The organism is Geminocystis herdmanii PCC 6308 (assembly GCF_000332235.1).
In the GTDB taxonomy this organism is placed as follows: Bacteria; Cyanobacteriota; Cyanobacteriia; order Cyanobacteriales; family Cyanobacteriaceae; genus Geminocystis; species Geminocystis herdmanii.
Genome location: NZ_CM001775.1, coordinates 3,756,908 through 3,771,775, shown reverse-complemented (window position 1 = coordinate 3,771,775; position 14,868 = coordinate 3,756,908). Strand labels below are relative to the sequence as shown.

The window sequence follows — 14,868 nt, the reverse complement described above, 5'->3', positions numbered from 1 at the left end:
AATTTAAGGTGTCTTTAAAATGGTATAAATAAAGAGGGTGTCTATCAAAGAGAGAACACAATCTCACCAATTTTATTTGTCAAATTATTACTATATAAAAAAACTATCATAACTTTTTCTAAGAAATAAAATGAATGAATTATTAACTTTAAAAGATAAATTTAGTCAAACATCAGATAAAAATAGGATACCTTTAATTAACGAATTAATTAACCAAGGAGAAGACGGTTATCAAGTTTTAAGAGATTTTTTACTAAATAATAGAGAGCAAGTAAATCCTGTTACGGGGAAAATATATCAATTATTAAAAAACAATAATAGTCAAGAAAATAAGAAGTTTTTAAACCTTTATTTTCCTAAAGGAATTGTTAAATTAGTATCCGATAAAAACATTGATTATAGTGAACTCCAAAGATTACTCATTGAGCAAAAATATCAAGAAGCCGATGTTTTAACAAGGGTTAAATTATGTGAATTGGCTGGGGAAACCGCTATTAAAAGAAAATGGGTTTATTTTACGGAAGTAGAGAAATTTCCTATCACTGATTTAAGCACGATCGATCTACTTTGGCAAGTATATTCAGAAGGAAAATTTGGCTATAAAATACAGCGTCAAATGTGGCTATCTTTAGGAAAAGATTATACTCAATTATGGACTCAATTGAAATGGAAATCAGGGAATAAATGGACAAAATATCCCCAAGAATTTATTTGGGATTTAAGCGCACCTAATGGACATTTACCTCTATCGAATCAATTACGAGGAGTGAGGGTAATGGATGCTTTATTATCTCATCCTGTGTGGAAGTAATTAATAATTAATAAGTAATAAGCAATAAGTAATAAGTAATAAGGGATACATTAATTTTTCATCCTCAATTATCCATTATGAGTATTAACATTTCTATTAATAAAAATCACATTAATAACTTAGATTTATCTCCTGTAAAAACAATTATTGAAGATGTGGAAAAATGTCAAGAAATTTTGACTTTAGAACAACAATTAATCTTTAAAATTGATTATCTTAGAGAAGATAATGATCCTCGTGAGCTGTCAGAAATTCCAGAAATAAGACTTTGGTTTATTGCCTTAGATAGTCTTTACCCTTGGTTGCCTTTTGCTTTGAATTGGCGTGAAGGAGAGTTAGCCCGATATACGGCAATGCTTGTACCTCACCAGTTTAATCGCAGTGAAGGAATACAATATAATCAAGAGGCTTTAGATATTTTTGTGATGCAAAAAACATTTATTCTTCATAGTTGGTTAAGGCAAAATAATCTCACTGGAAATTCTCGATTAAAGGCAATGACTCAAATTTTTGGCTATGATTTAGACGATGAATTTTTTGATCTTCTCCACTAGAATAATTGCTTGTTTAGAAGTTTTTATTATTATCAGAGATAAGTATCGTCAATATTTGTTCGATCGAACTTACCTTTAAACTTTCTTGAATAAGATTGATTAAATCAGGAGAATCTATCTGATTAATTAGACTAATAATTTCCGTATTATTTTCAGGAAAACGAGTTTCTAAAATAGTAGTAATAATTTTTTTAAGGAGTTGTTGTTTATTATCTTCTGCTAAGGTTAATTTTTGTTGGGTAATTTCCAATTCTTCCTGTTGACGGTTTAATATTTCTAACATTTGTTGTAAAGTTTGAGCTAAAATACCCAAATCATCGGGGCGATGGCAAAAATCCTCAAAATCAGCAGGATTAAACTGATTATTTTCAATGGAAGATACTGCGGTAGCGGTGATAGCGTAAAGTTCTTCCAAAGACTCTACATTTTGACGATGATTGACTTCTAAAGCATCCATCACTTGATTATAACGGTGAGCAATATGTCCCACTTCCGTAAAAGGTTGTACTGGTACACGCAACGTTAAATCTTGATTTCTCGCCTGTATATCCATAACATGGAATAGTTCATAAGTATCAGTACTTGCTCCATGTTCAGAAATATTCAAGCCGATTTCTTCATCTTCGGCAGATACTCGTAAACTGTAGTAACGATTCACCAGAGTTAGCAAGATAAATGTTATTCCAAAAGCCCATAATAAAGCTACCGTTACTCCTAATGACTGTACCATAAGTTGTAAGGTTCGATCGAGCTGGACTTTTTCATGAGCGAGGTTAAGTAACTCTAAATCTCCAAACAAACCGACGCACATTGTACCCCAAAGCCCTGCCCCTCCATGTACTGCAATGGCATCCACCGCATCATCAATGCCCCATTTTTTCAGATAAAAAGAAACTAAATTAGTGACTCCTGCACTGGTGACACCTATCATTAAAGCCACAGGAGTAGAAACCACATGACAACTAGCAGTAATTCCCACTAATCCCGCCAGACTACCGTTGATTAATTCTTCAACTTCGATGCGTTTATTTTGAAAATAGCTAAGAATCATACCGCAAATCATTCCCCCAACTCCCGAAAGAATCGTATGGAGAATCACATCTGGCACTTGCTCATTAAAAGCGAAAGTGCTACCACCATTAAAACCAATCCACCCTACCCATAAAAGCAGAGCGCCCAACACCGCAAAAGGTAAATTTGAGCCTTGAATTTTGTTGATTTTTCCAGAAGAAAATCGCCCGTTTCTAGCACCAATAACGATTAATGCCCCTAAACTAACCCATGCACCGATCGAATGAACAACTGTACTTCCAGCAAAGTCAATAAACCCCATCTCTTTTAACCAACCATTGTCATTCCATGCCCAATTACCAAATAATGGATAAATTAATCCTGACACCAGTATTGAAATAATTAAATAAGCTCCAAACTGTAATCTTTCCGCTACCGCCCCAGAAATAATTGTGGTGGCTGTACCACAAAACATAGCTTGAAAAATGAAAAATACTGCTATGGATGGTTGATTAGAGGAGGAAAAGAAAAAATTGCTTGTGCCAAACCAACCCGTTTGCGACACTCCGAACATTAAACCATAGCCAAATGTCCAAAATAATAAGACTGATACCGCAAAATCTGCTATATTTTTGATCGCTACATTAATACTATTTTTCGATCGAGTTAACCCCGACTCAAGACACATAAAACCGCCTTGCATCAATAATACTAATCCCGAACAAATTAATAACCAAAGTTGATCAATCAAATTTACACTCAAAACGGAAATAATTTGATATTGATAAAAGTTGGCAATGGGGAATAGGTAATCAGTTTGTGGGAACATCAGGTTATGACCTTAACAAGTATAATATTCTAGTTATGCCATCTTTTTGATCAAGCAAATGATAAGTGAGACACTATTTATAACTTGTTAGGTGTTAAAGATTAGATGTTAGGAATTAAGATTTTGTAGCCAATTAGTTACATCATCAAAAGAAGTAAAATCAAATAAACTTTCTGCTAATGACTCCATTTGCTCAACAGATAAATTTTGCAAGGTTTCTCTGATGGTTTGTGCCCTTTCAGGAAAACGTTTTTTAATTAAACGAGATACGAGCGCGATCGCCTCTTCCTTTTCTCCTTCTTCCAAACCTTGTTGAATGCCTTGTTGAATACCTTGTTGAATACCCTCAGCCATTCCTTCTCGAATAATTCTTTGATATGTCACCGATTCTTTTAAAAGATCATCTTGTAAATACATTTTGATTAATTCCTCCGAATAATTAATACCTGCTAATAATTCTACACAAGCGGTTATATTGCTTTTTTGTCTTTCATCTTTGATTTTACTAATTTCCTCTGCCACTTGAGAAAATAAAATTTCGGGTTGTTCACTTTTCGCTAGTACCGCTAAAGGTAACAATTCGGGTTGGGATAAAAGGGGAGTGGCATCACATTCCCAAATCCGAATCACTCGATAACGATGAATTGTATTATCTACTTGGAATGTATCCTGATAAACTTGGGGAGAATTTGTCTGTTGTAAGAAAATAACAACCTGTTCTATCCTCGTGTTTTGTTGGTATAGTTTATAGGTTCGATACAATCTTACCCAATAATCAAGCATTCTTAGGGGTAATGGCGGTTCAGATTTGGGCTTTGTTTGAAATTCCAGATGAATAATTTTTTCCCCTACCTGTAAGAAAAATACACCATCTGCTCTAATCGGTTCAACGTTTAACTCTGTGTTTAACATTTTCACTGGTGCAGTGATTTCTTGAGCAAACAACCAGCTTAAAATTGGGTTGGTGTATTCGTCGATAATAAATTTTAAAACACTATCATAACTCATAAATTTTTCGGAAATATATATCAAATTTAATGACTGCTAATTTGTTATTCGATCGAAACCTTGATATTATATTGAGAAGAATGAGAATAATTAAATCTCTACTAATGATCGAGTAGTTAAAACATCATCAGCTTCTAAAATTTTAATAGCTGAAATAGGAACGGTGACAACCTTTACCGAATCACCTAGAGGATTAAATATTTCTAAAATACAACCCTTTTCTCCCTCTTGTGGATGTTCAATAAAATCGATTAAAGTGGCTATATCTCCTTTTTTTAAATTATGTTCAGGAATATCACGGTTTAAAGCAATTTCTTGATATAGTTCTATATCCATAGTGTTATTTTCGATGTGGTTTAAGAGTGCTAAAATTATTGTAGAGATGTAAAATTTTACGTCTCTACGGAAAATATGGTGGATGTCTATGGAGAAGGTTGCCAAAAAATAATGGTGTTGTTTAAAGATTCAAGTTTTGTACCCGGATAGTAAAACTCAAGAATACGTTGCGCTGACCATCCTAATTTTGCTAAATTATAACTACCGAATTGACTTAATCCCACTCCGTGACCAAATCCGCCACCAACAAAGGCATATCCAGCTAATTTGTTATTTTTATCGAAAAAGGGTTCTAAGTAAAACAAGGTACTTCTAGGAGGCGTAAAAGCACTTCTCACTTCATTTTTGGCTAGGGATACCACTCCTAAGTCTGTGGTAACATCCATTTTAATAATTCTTCCTGAAGTCGATCGATCGACAATCTTCATTTCCTTAATGGTTTTAAAATCTTGTAGGGGGTGTTTGGTACGTTCTAAGTATTTTCGTAAGTCTTTAGTTAAATCCTCTAGAGTACTTTTGCGATTCCAACGAAAGAGGCTTCTTCCTGTCTCATTAAAGCCGTTTTGGAGATTGATAAATTTGCGGAAATTGGCTTCGGATTCGAGACTATTTTCTGCTAAATTCCATACTTGTTGAGGAGAGTCGATAACAGATTTAAGGTAAGGGCGATTTTCTCCATTCCAGACATCTTCAAAATAGGATGTTACTCCTCCCGTGGTAGAAGAGTATAACGCATCGACTAATTCATTATTATAAGTTAACACTAATCCTTTGGTAGATTCGATCGCCTTATCGGAAATAGGAGAAGTGCCTGTTAATCCATAGTAAACTTGACAATGGGTTGTGGCACACATTTCGTAATTATCCGCTTGAAATCTACGAGTATTGCGAAGGGCATAGGTTCGAGCGATAATAGTTTGGGCTTCGGCGGCTGCCATCGGTACATTAGCACCAATTTCGTGAGGTACAACTCCCCTTAAATAAGTCTCAATATTTACTTTATTGACAAGGGTATAATTACCGTAGGAGTTAGGTTGTAGGGTAAAAGTTCCGCCATAATTACGCCATGTACCCTTTGCGCCATCTTTTACTTGTAATAAGTTTCTACCACTATTGATTTCTAAATAATTCGTTTTATAGGTATTTTCCCCAACTTTGAAAGTAACAATGGGTTTTTCTAATAAAATAGCGGTTTCAATGTAAACGTCTCGATAGCCTTTTTCTTCAATGGCATTGATTAAGAGTCTTTTTAATAAAGGTGTGGAATAAGTGCTACGTTTCGCCCACACTTGCCAACGTCCGGGTTGAGTAATTTCGACATCAATACCTAAAGATTGCCAACGATTAGCGGAATCTTCTGCGGTTTCAAATGTGCCGTAATCCCCTAAGATTAGTCTTTCTTCTATGAGTTTATTCGCTAATGGTTGAGGTTCGATCGAAAGTTTTAACTCCTTAGCCGTGAGGTTTTTTTCTTCTTGGGTAGAAATATCAGTAAATTTCACCGTCAAAGAATCACCTGAAGTACTTTTGAGGGCAATTTCATCTTCTAATTCATCCCCAAATCTTTGTACAATACCCACTTTTAAATCTACGGCTAAAATGGGAAGATTAGACAAAAACGACATTCCCAATATTAAAGGCAATGTTAACCAAAGTTGAGAGGATACTAAAGATAAAGGATTAATATTTAACCAAGAATTAGATTTCATAACAAAGAAACTACTTTTACTCACACCCATAATCAGTAAGGATTAATTACCCTCAAGATTATATCTTAATTAGTTGAATAATATTTAAACCCTAGGAAATCATAAAATTTTTTTTGAAGAAGTATAACGTTTTGGAGAAGAAAAATTAAGAAAGTTGGCGCAAATAACTGAGCAAATCTGCCATATCTTCGGCGGATGGTTGAAACTTTGGCATGGGGGGAGTTTTTCCACTTACCACTTGATTAATAATTTTGACTTCTGACTTATGTTTTGATATATCTTTTAAACTTGGTCCTACATTACCATTTCCATTAATACCATGACAACCCGCACAATTGACTTGAAAAATAGCACTTCCTCGCTCAATATTACCTTGATAGGATAGCACTTCAAGAGTATAAGGGTCTTTTGTTGGTATTAACCACCATGCTATTATGCTTAAGAGCAAGATTATAATCACTGTTAGAAGACTAAGAGTCGTTTTCTTTATTTCGGTATAATTTGTTTCTCTTTGTAATAACTGGTTATTCACAGAATCATTGTTAAGTTTTAGTTTATTTATTTAACATTTTGCAATATTTGTTCCCATTAATGCCAGAATTTAATAAAGAATTAAGAATAATTAGAAATGAATAAATTAACAATCAATTCAATTCCTCATTACTAATTCCTAATTCTTAATTATCTCTTAAGTATTTTGATAAAGTAAAACAACACTATAGGCACAAATTGCTTCTTCTTTACCTACGGCATCTAATTTTTCGTTGGTGGTGGCTTTGATACTAATTCTATCAGGCTCGATCGAAAGTGTATCAGCGAGAGATTTGATCATGGCGGGAAGATGGGGTTTTAATTTGGGACGTTCGGCTACAATGACATTATCCATATTACCAATAGTCCAACCTCGATCGAGTATTAATTGATGAACTTGCTGTAACAATACCATACTATCAGCTCCAGCCCATTGAGGATCGCTAGGGGGAAAGTAATGTCCAATATCCCCTAAACTCAACGCCCCAAGTAAGGCATCCATGATGGAATGAGTTAACACATCAGCGTCACTATGACCTAATAATCCGAGATGATGGTCAATGTTGACACCCCCAAGAATAAGTTTTCTTCCCTCGACTAATCTGTGTAAATCGTAACCGTTACCAATTCTAATCATTCTATTTTGCACATCGAACCTTATTTTATCGGTATTTTACCACGATCGATCAACGAGGGTAGGTAATAGGTAATAAAGACAAAAATTAAGATTAAAGATTTTTCCATTCTTCTAGGCTTAATTTAGCTTAATGAATTACGATGGAATACAATGTAGCTTTAGGAATATCTTGATTGTGCATTGGTAATACAGCCATTCTGCCATCAGAATGTTTTAAAACTAAATGACTACCTTTTTGATGATTTTCTGTAAATCCTGCTTTTTTTAGTTTGCGTAATGCTTTTTTGCAAGTTATAGAAGATAATTTGTCACTCATGAAACTAACTCAACGATTAAAACTGTACCTAAACTTTTCTCAATGTTGGAAATAGTTAAACCCTCTTTTTCTAACGCTTCTAAATAAGCTAATACTGCTTCAGTAATGTTTTTTTCAGCTTCCTTAAAATCTTTACCAAAAGAAGAAATATAGTTAAGTTGAGGTATAGTAGCAATAACCATCTTACTATCAAAATCGAAACTATACTCTACTGGCAATTCTAATCTATCCATAATGATATTATTCAATGTCTGCTTAATCAGAATAAATTTAGTATAGCTTAAGAGCTTTTAACTGTTAACTAATAGTTTATTATAGTTGTTTATACCTACTCACGGGATAAAGGTTGACATTTTTTTTAAAATATGTTAGCTTTTAATGAAGTCGATAACCAAGACTGTTAAAACTATTTAATTTAAAGATTAAATTAAATAAAAAATTAGTTATTATTCAAGATTAATCAATTAATTAGAATAATAAAAGTAGGGTGGGTTACACCCGAATCAACGCTTGTGGACAGTATCAAGCCGACTTGACTGGTAGAAGCAAGAAGTAAACGTCATAGGTAACTATGAGTAAGTTTTATATAACAGTTAATGTTGTTTTCCTCCCCCCACAGGCTACTACTTGTATTTCATCTAAGCCTTTCTCCATGAGATGATTAAAAAGTTAGCGATGGGTAGTTCACTGATTAATTGTTAAAATAAGAATTAAATTCACTATTTGATGTTCATTATTTTTTATTTGGTTTTCTGAATTTTATGGTTAAGGTAGTAGTTGGTTTGTCAGGGGGGGTAGATAGTTCGGTGGCGGCGGCTAGTTTACAAAGTCAAGGTTATGAAGTGGAAGGCTTAACTCTGTGGTTAATGAAGGGTAAAGGGCAATGTTGTTCTGATGGTATGGTAGATGCGGCTCATCTTTGCGAACAATTAGGCATACCTCATCATGTGGTGGATACCCGTGAGCTTTTTCAAACTTATATTGTTGATTATGTGGTATCAGGATACGAATCTGGAGTTACACCATTGCCTTGTTCTCAATGTAATCGAGTGGTTAAGTTTCCGCCGATGCTCGAATATGCTCAACAAAATCTCGGTATTGATAAAATCGCTACAGGTCATTATGCTAGAATCAACTATGATGAAAAGCTCGATCGATACCAACTCTTAAAGGCGATCGATGACACTAAAGATCAATCCTATTTTCTCTATGATCTTACTCAAGATTTATTATCTCATTTAATTTTCCCTTTGGGAGAACAAACTAAAGCCGAAACGAGAGTTATGGCGAGTAAATTTGAACTAAAAACTGCGGATAAACCCGATAGCCAAGATTTATGTCTCATTGAAACTCATGGCTCAATGAAAGACTTTTTAGACAAATATATTCAACCCAAACAAGGGCAAATTGTGGACTTAGAAGGTAATATTTTAGGAGAACATACTGGTATTCATCACTATACGATCGGACAAAGAAAAGGCTTAGGTATTGCTTATGCTGAACCTTTATATGTAGTCAAACTTGATCCTGTGATGAATCATGTTGTTGTAGCAACACGAGATCAAGGTGGTAGGACAGAATGTATTGTTGGTCGTATGAATTGGGTTTCGATCGCACCTCCCGAAAATCCCATCAAAGCAGAAGCCAAAATTAGATACCGCACTCCCCCTAAAAGCGTTAATGTCATCCCCTTAGATAGTCAACGAATAAAATTAATTTTTGACGAGCCTCAATTTGGTATTACACCCGGACAAGCAGCCGTGCTATATCATGAAGATTTACTCCTAGGCGGTGGTATCATTGATAAATAATGAGGAATTAAAAATGAAGAATTTGTATAAGTAAAGATTTTTTTTAGAAAGTACTTGACAAGAAGATACTAATTTGTATATGATGTTTGTTTGGAAGATTTTAGTCTTTACTTTCTCTTAACCTTAGCTATGAATAGTCGAGTATTATTACAACAGGCGAAAAAACATAAACTAGGTTTTGGATGACAGGACTAAAATATCTGTTAAAATCTATTGTCCCTATTAGCACAATATGGAGTGAGTTGACAAGAATGAACAAAGTGGGTACACATTTAGTGGTAGATGCGTGGCAAGCACCGGCTGATCTTTTGAACGATCCAGAAAGAATCCGTCAAGGCTTGTTAGATGCTATTAAGGCGGGAAAAGCAACCTTAATCGATATGTGTGTACACCAATTTAGTCCCCATGGGGTAACAGCTACCGTTACTTTGGCGGAATCTCACATTGCAATTCATACTTGGCCCGAATATGGTTATTTTGCCGCAGATTTATTTTTCTGTGGTGCTGGACAACCTAAAGAAGCCATGAAAGTATTACAAGTTGCACTCGAAGCTAAACAGGCAACCATGAGAGAAATCGATCGAGGTTTTCCTGAAGCGTTTGTCCATCAAAACATGACGACTATGAGAGAGGAGTATATTCCTGTCCTTCAAGGTGTCGCTTAGTGTAAAACTTGTTTGCCCTCAAATATTTGTTCTTAGAATCCTCTATTTTTTATGATCTCAAAATACCAGAACTATCCTAATTTGAGGGATATTGAATCAGCAATTAGGCATAAATAAATACAAATTCAGTTATTAATTTTATGTCTAATTCAGGAATAAATCCTTAGTTTAATTCTCATTATTTCTAGTTAATCCCTACAAAATCAACGAAGAAAGAAATCAAGGAGACAGGAGAAAGGAGATAGTAGTAAAAATTGATTTAAACCCGATTAATCATCAAGTTTCTTACATCGAACTGAGGTAAAATAATACTACTTAAATATCAATAGTTCGATCGAACTTTTTTAAAAATATGCCTTATTACTATCTATCTACAGAGCCAGTATTTAGTGTTTGTCAATTAACAAATTCATGGTTTTGGGCAGCATGGGATAATGAACAAAAAGCCAATGAATTTTTACTCAAACAAAATAAATCCGCCGTTACAGATTGCCTTTATCATAGTTATGTTTCTAATCGTCAAACTGCTGTACAACAAGCTAATAAAATTTTAGGAGTTTCTTGTAAAGAAATTGATCGTAAATTCGCTTTAGAATTAGCTAATATAATTAACAATCCCCCTGAATTTAAAACTCAACAAATAATCGAAAATTCTCCTTCACAAACAGAAGCTGAAAATAATATAAATGAGCCCAGTTCGATCGAAAAAGACTTAGAAAAGCTCAATTCTTTGATAGGTTTAGAAGAAGTAAAATCTACCGTTCAAGAGTTAGTTAATATGGCGAAAATTTTTCGCCTAAAAATCAAAGCAGGTTTAAAAACTCCTCAAATTACCAGACATTTAGTGTTTACGGGAAACCCCGGCACAGGTAAAACCACCGTAGCGAGAATTTTAGGACAAATATATCAAAAATTAGATATAGTTTCTCAAGGACATTTTATCGAAGTTGATAGGACAGATTTAGTCGCCGAATACCTAGGACAAACAGCACCAAAAACCACTAAAGTAGTAGAGTCTGCCTTGGGGGGAATCTTGTTTATTGATGAGGCTTATTCCCTCGTGCCTGAAGATAAAAAAGATACTTTTGGGCAAGAGGCGATTAGTACTTTATTGAAAATGATGGAAGATAATCGAGAAGATTTAGTGGTAATTGTGGCAGGTTATAAAGAGGAAATGAAAAGATTTATTCAATCAAATCCGGGGTTAAAATCGAGGTTTTCTAAATACATTAATTTTCAAGATTATACCCCCGAAGAATTGACAAAAATTTTTGAATTAATGTGTGAAGAACATGGTTATAAAATTGATGATTTAGTAAAAATAGAAATTAGGGATTTATTAATAGAATTTCAACCAAAAATAGGGGATTTAGGTAATGGTAGATTTATTCGTAATATATTCGATCGATGTATAGCAAATCAATGTAATCGTTTAGCAAAAATGACAAATCCTACAACACCAGATTTAGTTACTTTTAAAATTGATGATGTGATTCTAGTGTCTGAACAATTACACGAATCACTCCATTTTTAAGTAATGTTTATTAATGTAATTTAGACAATAGCACTTAACAAGAAGGTTTGAGATATTACCAATATTATCTTGTTACAATACAATATTGTTATTATTGCTTAAGTCCTAAATTACTCTAAATCCAAGGGGTTAAAATCAAGAGCTTTTAACTGTTAACTAATAGTTTATTATAGTTGTTTATACCTACTCACGGGATAAAGGTTGACATTTTTTTTAAAATATGTTAGCTTTTAATGAAGTCGATAACCAAGACTGTTAAAACTATTTAATTTAAAGATTAAATTAAATAAAAAATTAGTTATTATTCAAGATTAATCAATTAATTAGAATAATAAAAGTAGGGTGGGTTACACCCGAATCAACGCTTGTGGACAGTATCAAGCCGACTTGACTGGTAGAAGCAAGAAGTAAACGTCATAGGTAACTATGAGTAAGTTTTATATAACAGAAGACTTACTGCCATGACGTACAGACAAAATATGAACGAAATTATCTTCAACTATAAAAATAATTCGATAACGATTACTACCTTTACCATAAATTGGCTGTCTAATCTCCTCCGTAAAATCATCGTTTTCCCTTGCTAAAGCACAACGAAAAGGCTTTTCTTGCAAAGTTCCAATTATATTCATTAAACCACGAAACCATGAATCGGCATAATGACCATCATATCTTTTATGCCACAAATAAACCGACTCAATTTCACCCTTAGCATAGGCAGTCAACTTAACCTGATATGTCATGCTTAGTTTCCATTTCCTTAATAAAACTGTCTAAAGATTGAGTATTGCCTTGTTTGACATCAGCTAAACCCTTTTGAATCTCTAACATTGTTTCAAGACGATCGATTTTATCTAATAATTGTTGATAAGAGATAGCATCTTGTACCACTATCTCCGCCTTGCCATTTACCGTTAAAATCATCGGGCTACCTGTTTCTTTAATTTGACTGATTAAATCATTAGTATTACGCTTAAATGTAGAAAGAGATTGAATATCTCGACTTAGGTTAATCATAAACAATCATTTTGCATTATTTGCATTAAATTTATATCTAATTTAACACTAATTTTAATCTACAGTACAGTTATTAAACTAAAATTATTAACTATTTGATGAGATGAATTAGTATCTTTTTTTTCTTGAAATATACCTTCATCCCTAATTACCCAAACGGTGGACATTCCCACAGAAAAAGCCGAATTAACTTCTGCTTCCACATCGGATAAAAAGATAATTTCATCAGGATTTAAGTCCATAGAATTAGCAATATTTTGGTAAGATTGACTTTCTTTTTTATTGCCTATATTGGTATCATAAAACCCAGAAAATAAGTGTAATAAATTACCATATTCTGAATGACTAAAGAATAATTTTTGAGCGTAAACCGAACCTGATGAATAAATATAAATAGGGATATTTTGACTGTGCCAAAAAGTTAATTTTTCATAGGCATCTTGATAAATATGCGATCGATAATCACCATTTTTATAACCTTCTTCCCAGATGATACCTTGTAAATCTTTTAATGGGGTAACTTTTCGATCGAGCTTAATCCAATCTCTTAAAATAGTAGTAATTTCTGAGGGAGTAAAATCTGTTAAATTTTCTAAATTAGCTACTTCTAAAACAATATTTTTAACCTGTTCATTATGCCAATTTTGGCTTAAAAAATCAGCTATTTTATCATAGGCATAGGGAAATAAAATATCATGGACAAAACTAATAGAACTGGTTGTACCTTCTATATCCGTTAAAATTGCTTTAATCATAATTAGTTTGTATTTAAGTAGAATGGTTAGGGTAAGAAAAAGGGAAGAGTTATTTTCAAGAATTAATAAAAAATATATGTAAAATTCCTCTTAGGTTCATAAATAATCAATAATTCTCAATTCTCAATTCTCAATTCTCAATTCTCAATTCTCAATTCTCAATTAATTATCGAGATTTTCTAATTGAATACGAGGATCAACTACTTTTAATAATAAATCTGCTATAACATTGCCAATAATTAACATAGTAGCACCCATCATCAAACTAGCCATAACTAAATATAAATCTTGGGCTTGAACAGCTTGTAAAATTAACCTACCTAAACCGGGCCAATTAAAGAAATATTCGGCAATAAATGAACCACTTAATAAACTAGCAAATTCAAAGCCTAATAAGGTAATTAAGGGGTTAATAGCGTTGCGTAAAGCATGAACATATAACACCCGATTTTCAGGTAAACCTTTCGCCCTTGCTGTTTGAATATAATCTTGTCTTAACACGTCTAAAAGTTGCCCTCTTGTTAGTCTTTGTAATCCTGCGAAACTGGTGATACTTAATGCAATGGTAGGTAAAATCATGTGCCAACCAATGTCCATAACTTTTCCTGTAAAAGATAACTCATCATGGTTAATACTTGTCATGCCTCCCACTGGAAAAATGGGGGCTAAATTTTGAGCTAAAACTAATAATAATAAAGCGGTAATAAAACTAGGAAATCCTTGTCCAAAATAACTCATTACCCTTAAAATTCGATCGAGCAGAGTGTTTTGTTTTACAGCACTAATAATACCTAAAGGAAGCGCGATAGACCATGTAATAATTAGAGAAGAAAAAGCTAATAATAAAGTGGCAGGAATACGCTCTTTAATTAGACTAGAAACCGATCGAGAATAGACAAAACTTTCCCCAAAATCGAATTTAGTAACCACTTGTTTAAGCCACAATCCATATTGCTGTAAAGGAGATTTATCTAAACCAAAACGAACTTGTAATTCATTAAGAGTCTCTTGAGAAATAGTTGGATTTTGTCGTAGATTATCCAAATAATCTCCCGGTGCTAATTGAATGATCGCAAAGCTCAATATGGATGCTAATAATAATGTTAAAAGCCCTTGGAATAGCCGTTTTATGACATAAATTACATTTTCATTAAAAAGCCAATTATTCTTCATTTCTAGTTGATTAGTTAATATCCTGTCATTATCAACTATATCAGAGGGAATTGACCTTACCTGAATTTGATAAAAGAATTGTTGAGGTTAATCGGAAAGGGTGACAGGTTGCAGGTTAATAATTTCTTTGTTTAGATCAATTAATTACTTAATTTTATCTATACTGTTAAG

General features: G+C 33.4%; 17 protein-coding genes. 5 read left to right on the top strand and 12 right to left on the bottom strand.

Translation table 11 applies throughout. The annotated features are described in order from the left end of the window. Positions 1-130 precede the first annotated feature (130 nt). Positions 131-811, top strand: a complete 681-nt coding sequence (locus SYN6308_RS18835; protein ID WP_017296009.1) for a GUN4 domain-containing protein — start codon at positions 131-133, stop codon at positions 809-811. Positions 812-888: 77 nt separating this feature from the next. Next, positions 889-1,365: a CRR6 family NdhI maturation factor gene (locus SYN6308_RS18830; protein WP_017296008.1), complete on the top strand. Its 477-nt coding sequence runs from the start codon at positions 889-891 to the stop codon at positions 1,363-1,365. A 13-nt stretch (positions 1,366-1,378) separates the two neighbouring features. Here SYN6308_RS18830 and amt read toward each other — a convergent pair whose 3' ends face one another. The 8 genes from amt to SYN6308_RS18790 form a co-directional block, all read right to left on the bottom strand. Then, positions 1,379-3,205 (bottom strand): ammonium transporter, encoded by a 1,827-nt coding sequence (gene amt / locus SYN6308_RS18825; protein WP_017296007.1) that lies wholly within the window; start codon positions 3,203-3,205, stop codon positions 1,379-1,381. A gap of 108 nt (positions 3,206-3,313) precedes the next feature. Next, positions 3,314-4,213, bottom strand: coding sequence for a DUF4351 domain-containing protein (locus SYN6308_RS18820; RefSeq protein ID WP_017296006.1), 900 nt, complete (start codon positions 4,211-4,213; stop codon positions 3,314-3,316). A gap of 90 nt (positions 4,214-4,303) precedes the next feature. Beyond that, on the bottom strand, positions 4,304-4,549 hold the full coding sequence (locus SYN6308_RS18815) for a DUF4926 domain-containing protein (protein WP_017296005.1): 246 nt from the start codon (positions 4,547-4,549) through the stop codon (positions 4,304-4,306). Positions 4,550-4,635: 86 nt separating this feature from the next. After that, the gene (locus tag SYN6308_RS18810) at positions 4,636-6,258 is read right to left on the bottom strand and encodes a SpoIID/LytB domain-containing protein (RefSeq protein WP_052312652.1); all 1,623 of its coding nucleotides are present in this window, start codon (positions 6,256-6,258) and stop codon (positions 4,636-4,638) included. A gap of 145 nt (positions 6,259-6,403) precedes the next feature. Continuing rightward, a complete protein-coding gene (locus tag SYN6308_RS18805; protein ID WP_017296003.1) occupies positions 6,404-6,790 on the bottom strand; it encodes a c-type cytochrome in 387 nt (128 codons plus the stop codon). 156 nt (positions 6,791-6,946) lie between these two features. Continuing rightward, positions 6,947-7,426 (bottom strand): 2-C-methyl-D-erythritol 2,4-cyclodiphosphate synthase, encoded by a 480-nt coding sequence (ispF, locus tag SYN6308_RS18800; RefSeq protein ID WP_017296002.1) that lies wholly within the window; start codon positions 7,424-7,426, stop codon positions 6,947-6,949. Positions 7,427-7,553: 127 nt separating this feature from the next. Continuing rightward, on the bottom strand, positions 7,554-7,742 hold the full coding sequence (locus SYN6308_RS23000) for a type II toxin-antitoxin system HicA family toxin (RefSeq protein WP_017296001.1): 189 nt from the start codon (positions 7,740-7,742) through the stop codon (positions 7,554-7,556). Beyond that, positions 7,739-7,975, bottom strand: a complete 237-nt coding sequence (locus SYN6308_RS18790) for a type II toxin-antitoxin system HicB family antitoxin (RefSeq protein WP_017296000.1) — start codon at positions 7,973-7,975, stop codon at positions 7,739-7,741. The genes SYN6308_RS23000 and SYN6308_RS18790 overlap by 4 nt, the downstream gene beginning before the upstream one ends. Before the next feature lie 528 nt (positions 7,976-8,503). Between SYN6308_RS18790 and mnmA the strand changes: the two genes are divergently transcribed. The 3 genes from mnmA to SYN6308_RS18775 all read left to right on the top strand — a co-directional run bounded on the left by mnmA (position 8,504) and on the right by SYN6308_RS18775 (position 11,752). Next, a complete protein-coding gene (gene mnmA / locus SYN6308_RS18785; RefSeq protein WP_017295999.1) occupies positions 8,504-9,553 on the top strand; it encodes a tRNA 2-thiouridine(34) synthase MnmA in 1,050 nt (349 codons plus the stop codon). A 251-nt stretch (positions 9,554-9,804) separates the two neighbouring features. Then, positions 9,805-10,218, top strand: coding sequence for an adenosylmethionine decarboxylase (gene speD / locus SYN6308_RS18780; protein WP_017295998.1), 414 nt, complete (start codon positions 9,805-9,807; stop codon positions 10,216-10,218). Between the two features lie 352 nt (positions 10,219-10,570). After that, positions 10,571-11,752, top strand: coding sequence for an AAA family ATPase (locus tag SYN6308_RS18775; RefSeq protein ID WP_017295997.1), 1,182 nt, complete (start codon positions 10,571-10,573; stop codon positions 11,750-11,752). A gap of 437 nt (positions 11,753-12,189) precedes the next feature. On the opposite strand, the gene SYN6308_RS18770 is transcribed toward SYN6308_RS18775, so the two are convergent. From SYN6308_RS18770 to SYN6308_RS18755, 4 genes are all read right to left on the bottom strand, one after another. Beyond that, entirely contained in the window at positions 12,190-12,495 is a 306-nt protein-coding gene (locus SYN6308_RS18770; RefSeq protein WP_017295996.1) for a type II toxin-antitoxin system RelE/ParE family toxin, read from the bottom strand. After that, complete coding sequence (locus SYN6308_RS18765) at positions 12,479-12,769, bottom strand: type II toxin-antitoxin system Phd/YefM family antitoxin (protein ID WP_017295995.1); 291 nt, start codon at positions 12,767-12,769, stop codon at positions 12,479-12,481. Before SYN6308_RS18765 ends, SYN6308_RS18770 begins: the two co-directional genes overlap by 17 nt. Before the next feature lie 59 nt (positions 12,770-12,828). Further along, positions 12,829-13,524, bottom strand: a complete 696-nt coding sequence (gene mtnC / locus SYN6308_RS18760; RefSeq protein ID WP_017295994.1) for an acireductone synthase — start codon at positions 13,522-13,524, stop codon at positions 12,829-12,831. Between the two features lie 162 nt (positions 13,525-13,686). Then, the gene (locus SYN6308_RS18755; protein WP_017295993.1) at positions 13,687-14,697 is read right to left on the bottom strand and encodes an ABC transporter permease; all 1,011 of its coding nucleotides are present in this window, start codon (positions 14,695-14,697) and stop codon (positions 13,687-13,689) included. Positions 14,698-14,868 lie beyond the last annotated feature (171 nt).

Excerpts from the sequence above, each read along its gene's own strand:
- SYN6308_RS18790 (WP_017296000.1), bottom strand. The coding sequence starts at position 7,975 with ATGGATAGATTAGAATTGCCAGTAGAGTATAGTTTCGATTTTGATAGT.
- mtnC (WP_017295994.1), bottom strand. The coding sequence starts at position 13,524 with ATGATTAAAGCAATTTTAACGGATATAGAAGGTACAACCAGTTCTATT.
- ispF (WP_017296002.1), bottom strand. The coding sequence starts at position 7,426 with ATGATTAGAATTGGTAACGGTTACGATTTACACAGATTAGTCGAGGGA.
- amt (WP_017296007.1), bottom strand. The coding sequence starts at position 3,205 with ATGTTCCCACAAACTGATTACCTATTCCCCATTGCCAACTTTTATCAA.
- SYN6308_RS23000 (WP_017296001.1), bottom strand. The coding sequence starts at position 7,742 with ATGAGTGACAAATTATCTTCTATAACTTGCAAAAAAGCATTACGCAAA.
- SYN6308_RS18765 (WP_017295995.1), bottom strand. The coding sequence starts at position 12,769 with ATGATTAACCTAAGTCGAGATATTCAATCTCTTTCTACATTTAAGCGT.
- SYN6308_RS18815 (WP_017296005.1), bottom strand. The coding sequence starts at position 4,549 with ATGGATATAGAACTATATCAAGAAATTGCTTTAAACCGTGATATTCCT.
- SYN6308_RS18770 (WP_017295996.1), bottom strand. The coding sequence starts at position 12,495 with ATGACATATCAGGTTAAGTTGACTGCCTATGCTAAGGGTGAAATTGAG.
- SYN6308_RS18775 (WP_017295997.1), top strand. The coding sequence starts at position 10,571 with ATGCCTTATTACTATCTATCTACAGAGCCAGTATTTAGTGTTTGTCAA.
- SYN6308_RS18810 (WP_052312652.1), bottom strand. The coding sequence starts at position 6,258 with ATGAAATCTAATTCTTGGTTAAATATTAATCCTTTATCTTTAGTATCC.
- SYN6308_RS18755 (WP_017295993.1), bottom strand. The coding sequence starts at position 14,697 with ATGAAGAATAATTGGCTTTTTAATGAAAATGTAATTTATGTCATAAAA.
- speD (WP_017295998.1), top strand. The coding sequence starts at position 9,805 with ATGAACAAAGTGGGTACACATTTAGTGGTAGATGCGTGGCAAGCACCG.
- mnmA (WP_017295999.1), top strand. The coding sequence starts at position 8,504 with ATGGTTAAGGTAGTAGTTGGTTTGTCAGGGGGGGTAGATAGTTCGGTG.
- SYN6308_RS18820 (WP_017296006.1), bottom strand. The coding sequence starts at position 4,213 with ATGAGTTATGATAGTGTTTTAAAATTTATTATCGACGAATACACCAAC.
- SYN6308_RS18830 (WP_017296008.1), top strand. The coding sequence starts at position 889 with ATGAGTATTAACATTTCTATTAATAAAAATCACATTAATAACTTAGAT.
- SYN6308_RS18835 (WP_017296009.1), top strand. The coding sequence starts at position 131 with ATGAATGAATTATTAACTTTAAAAGATAAATTTAGTCAAACATCAGAT.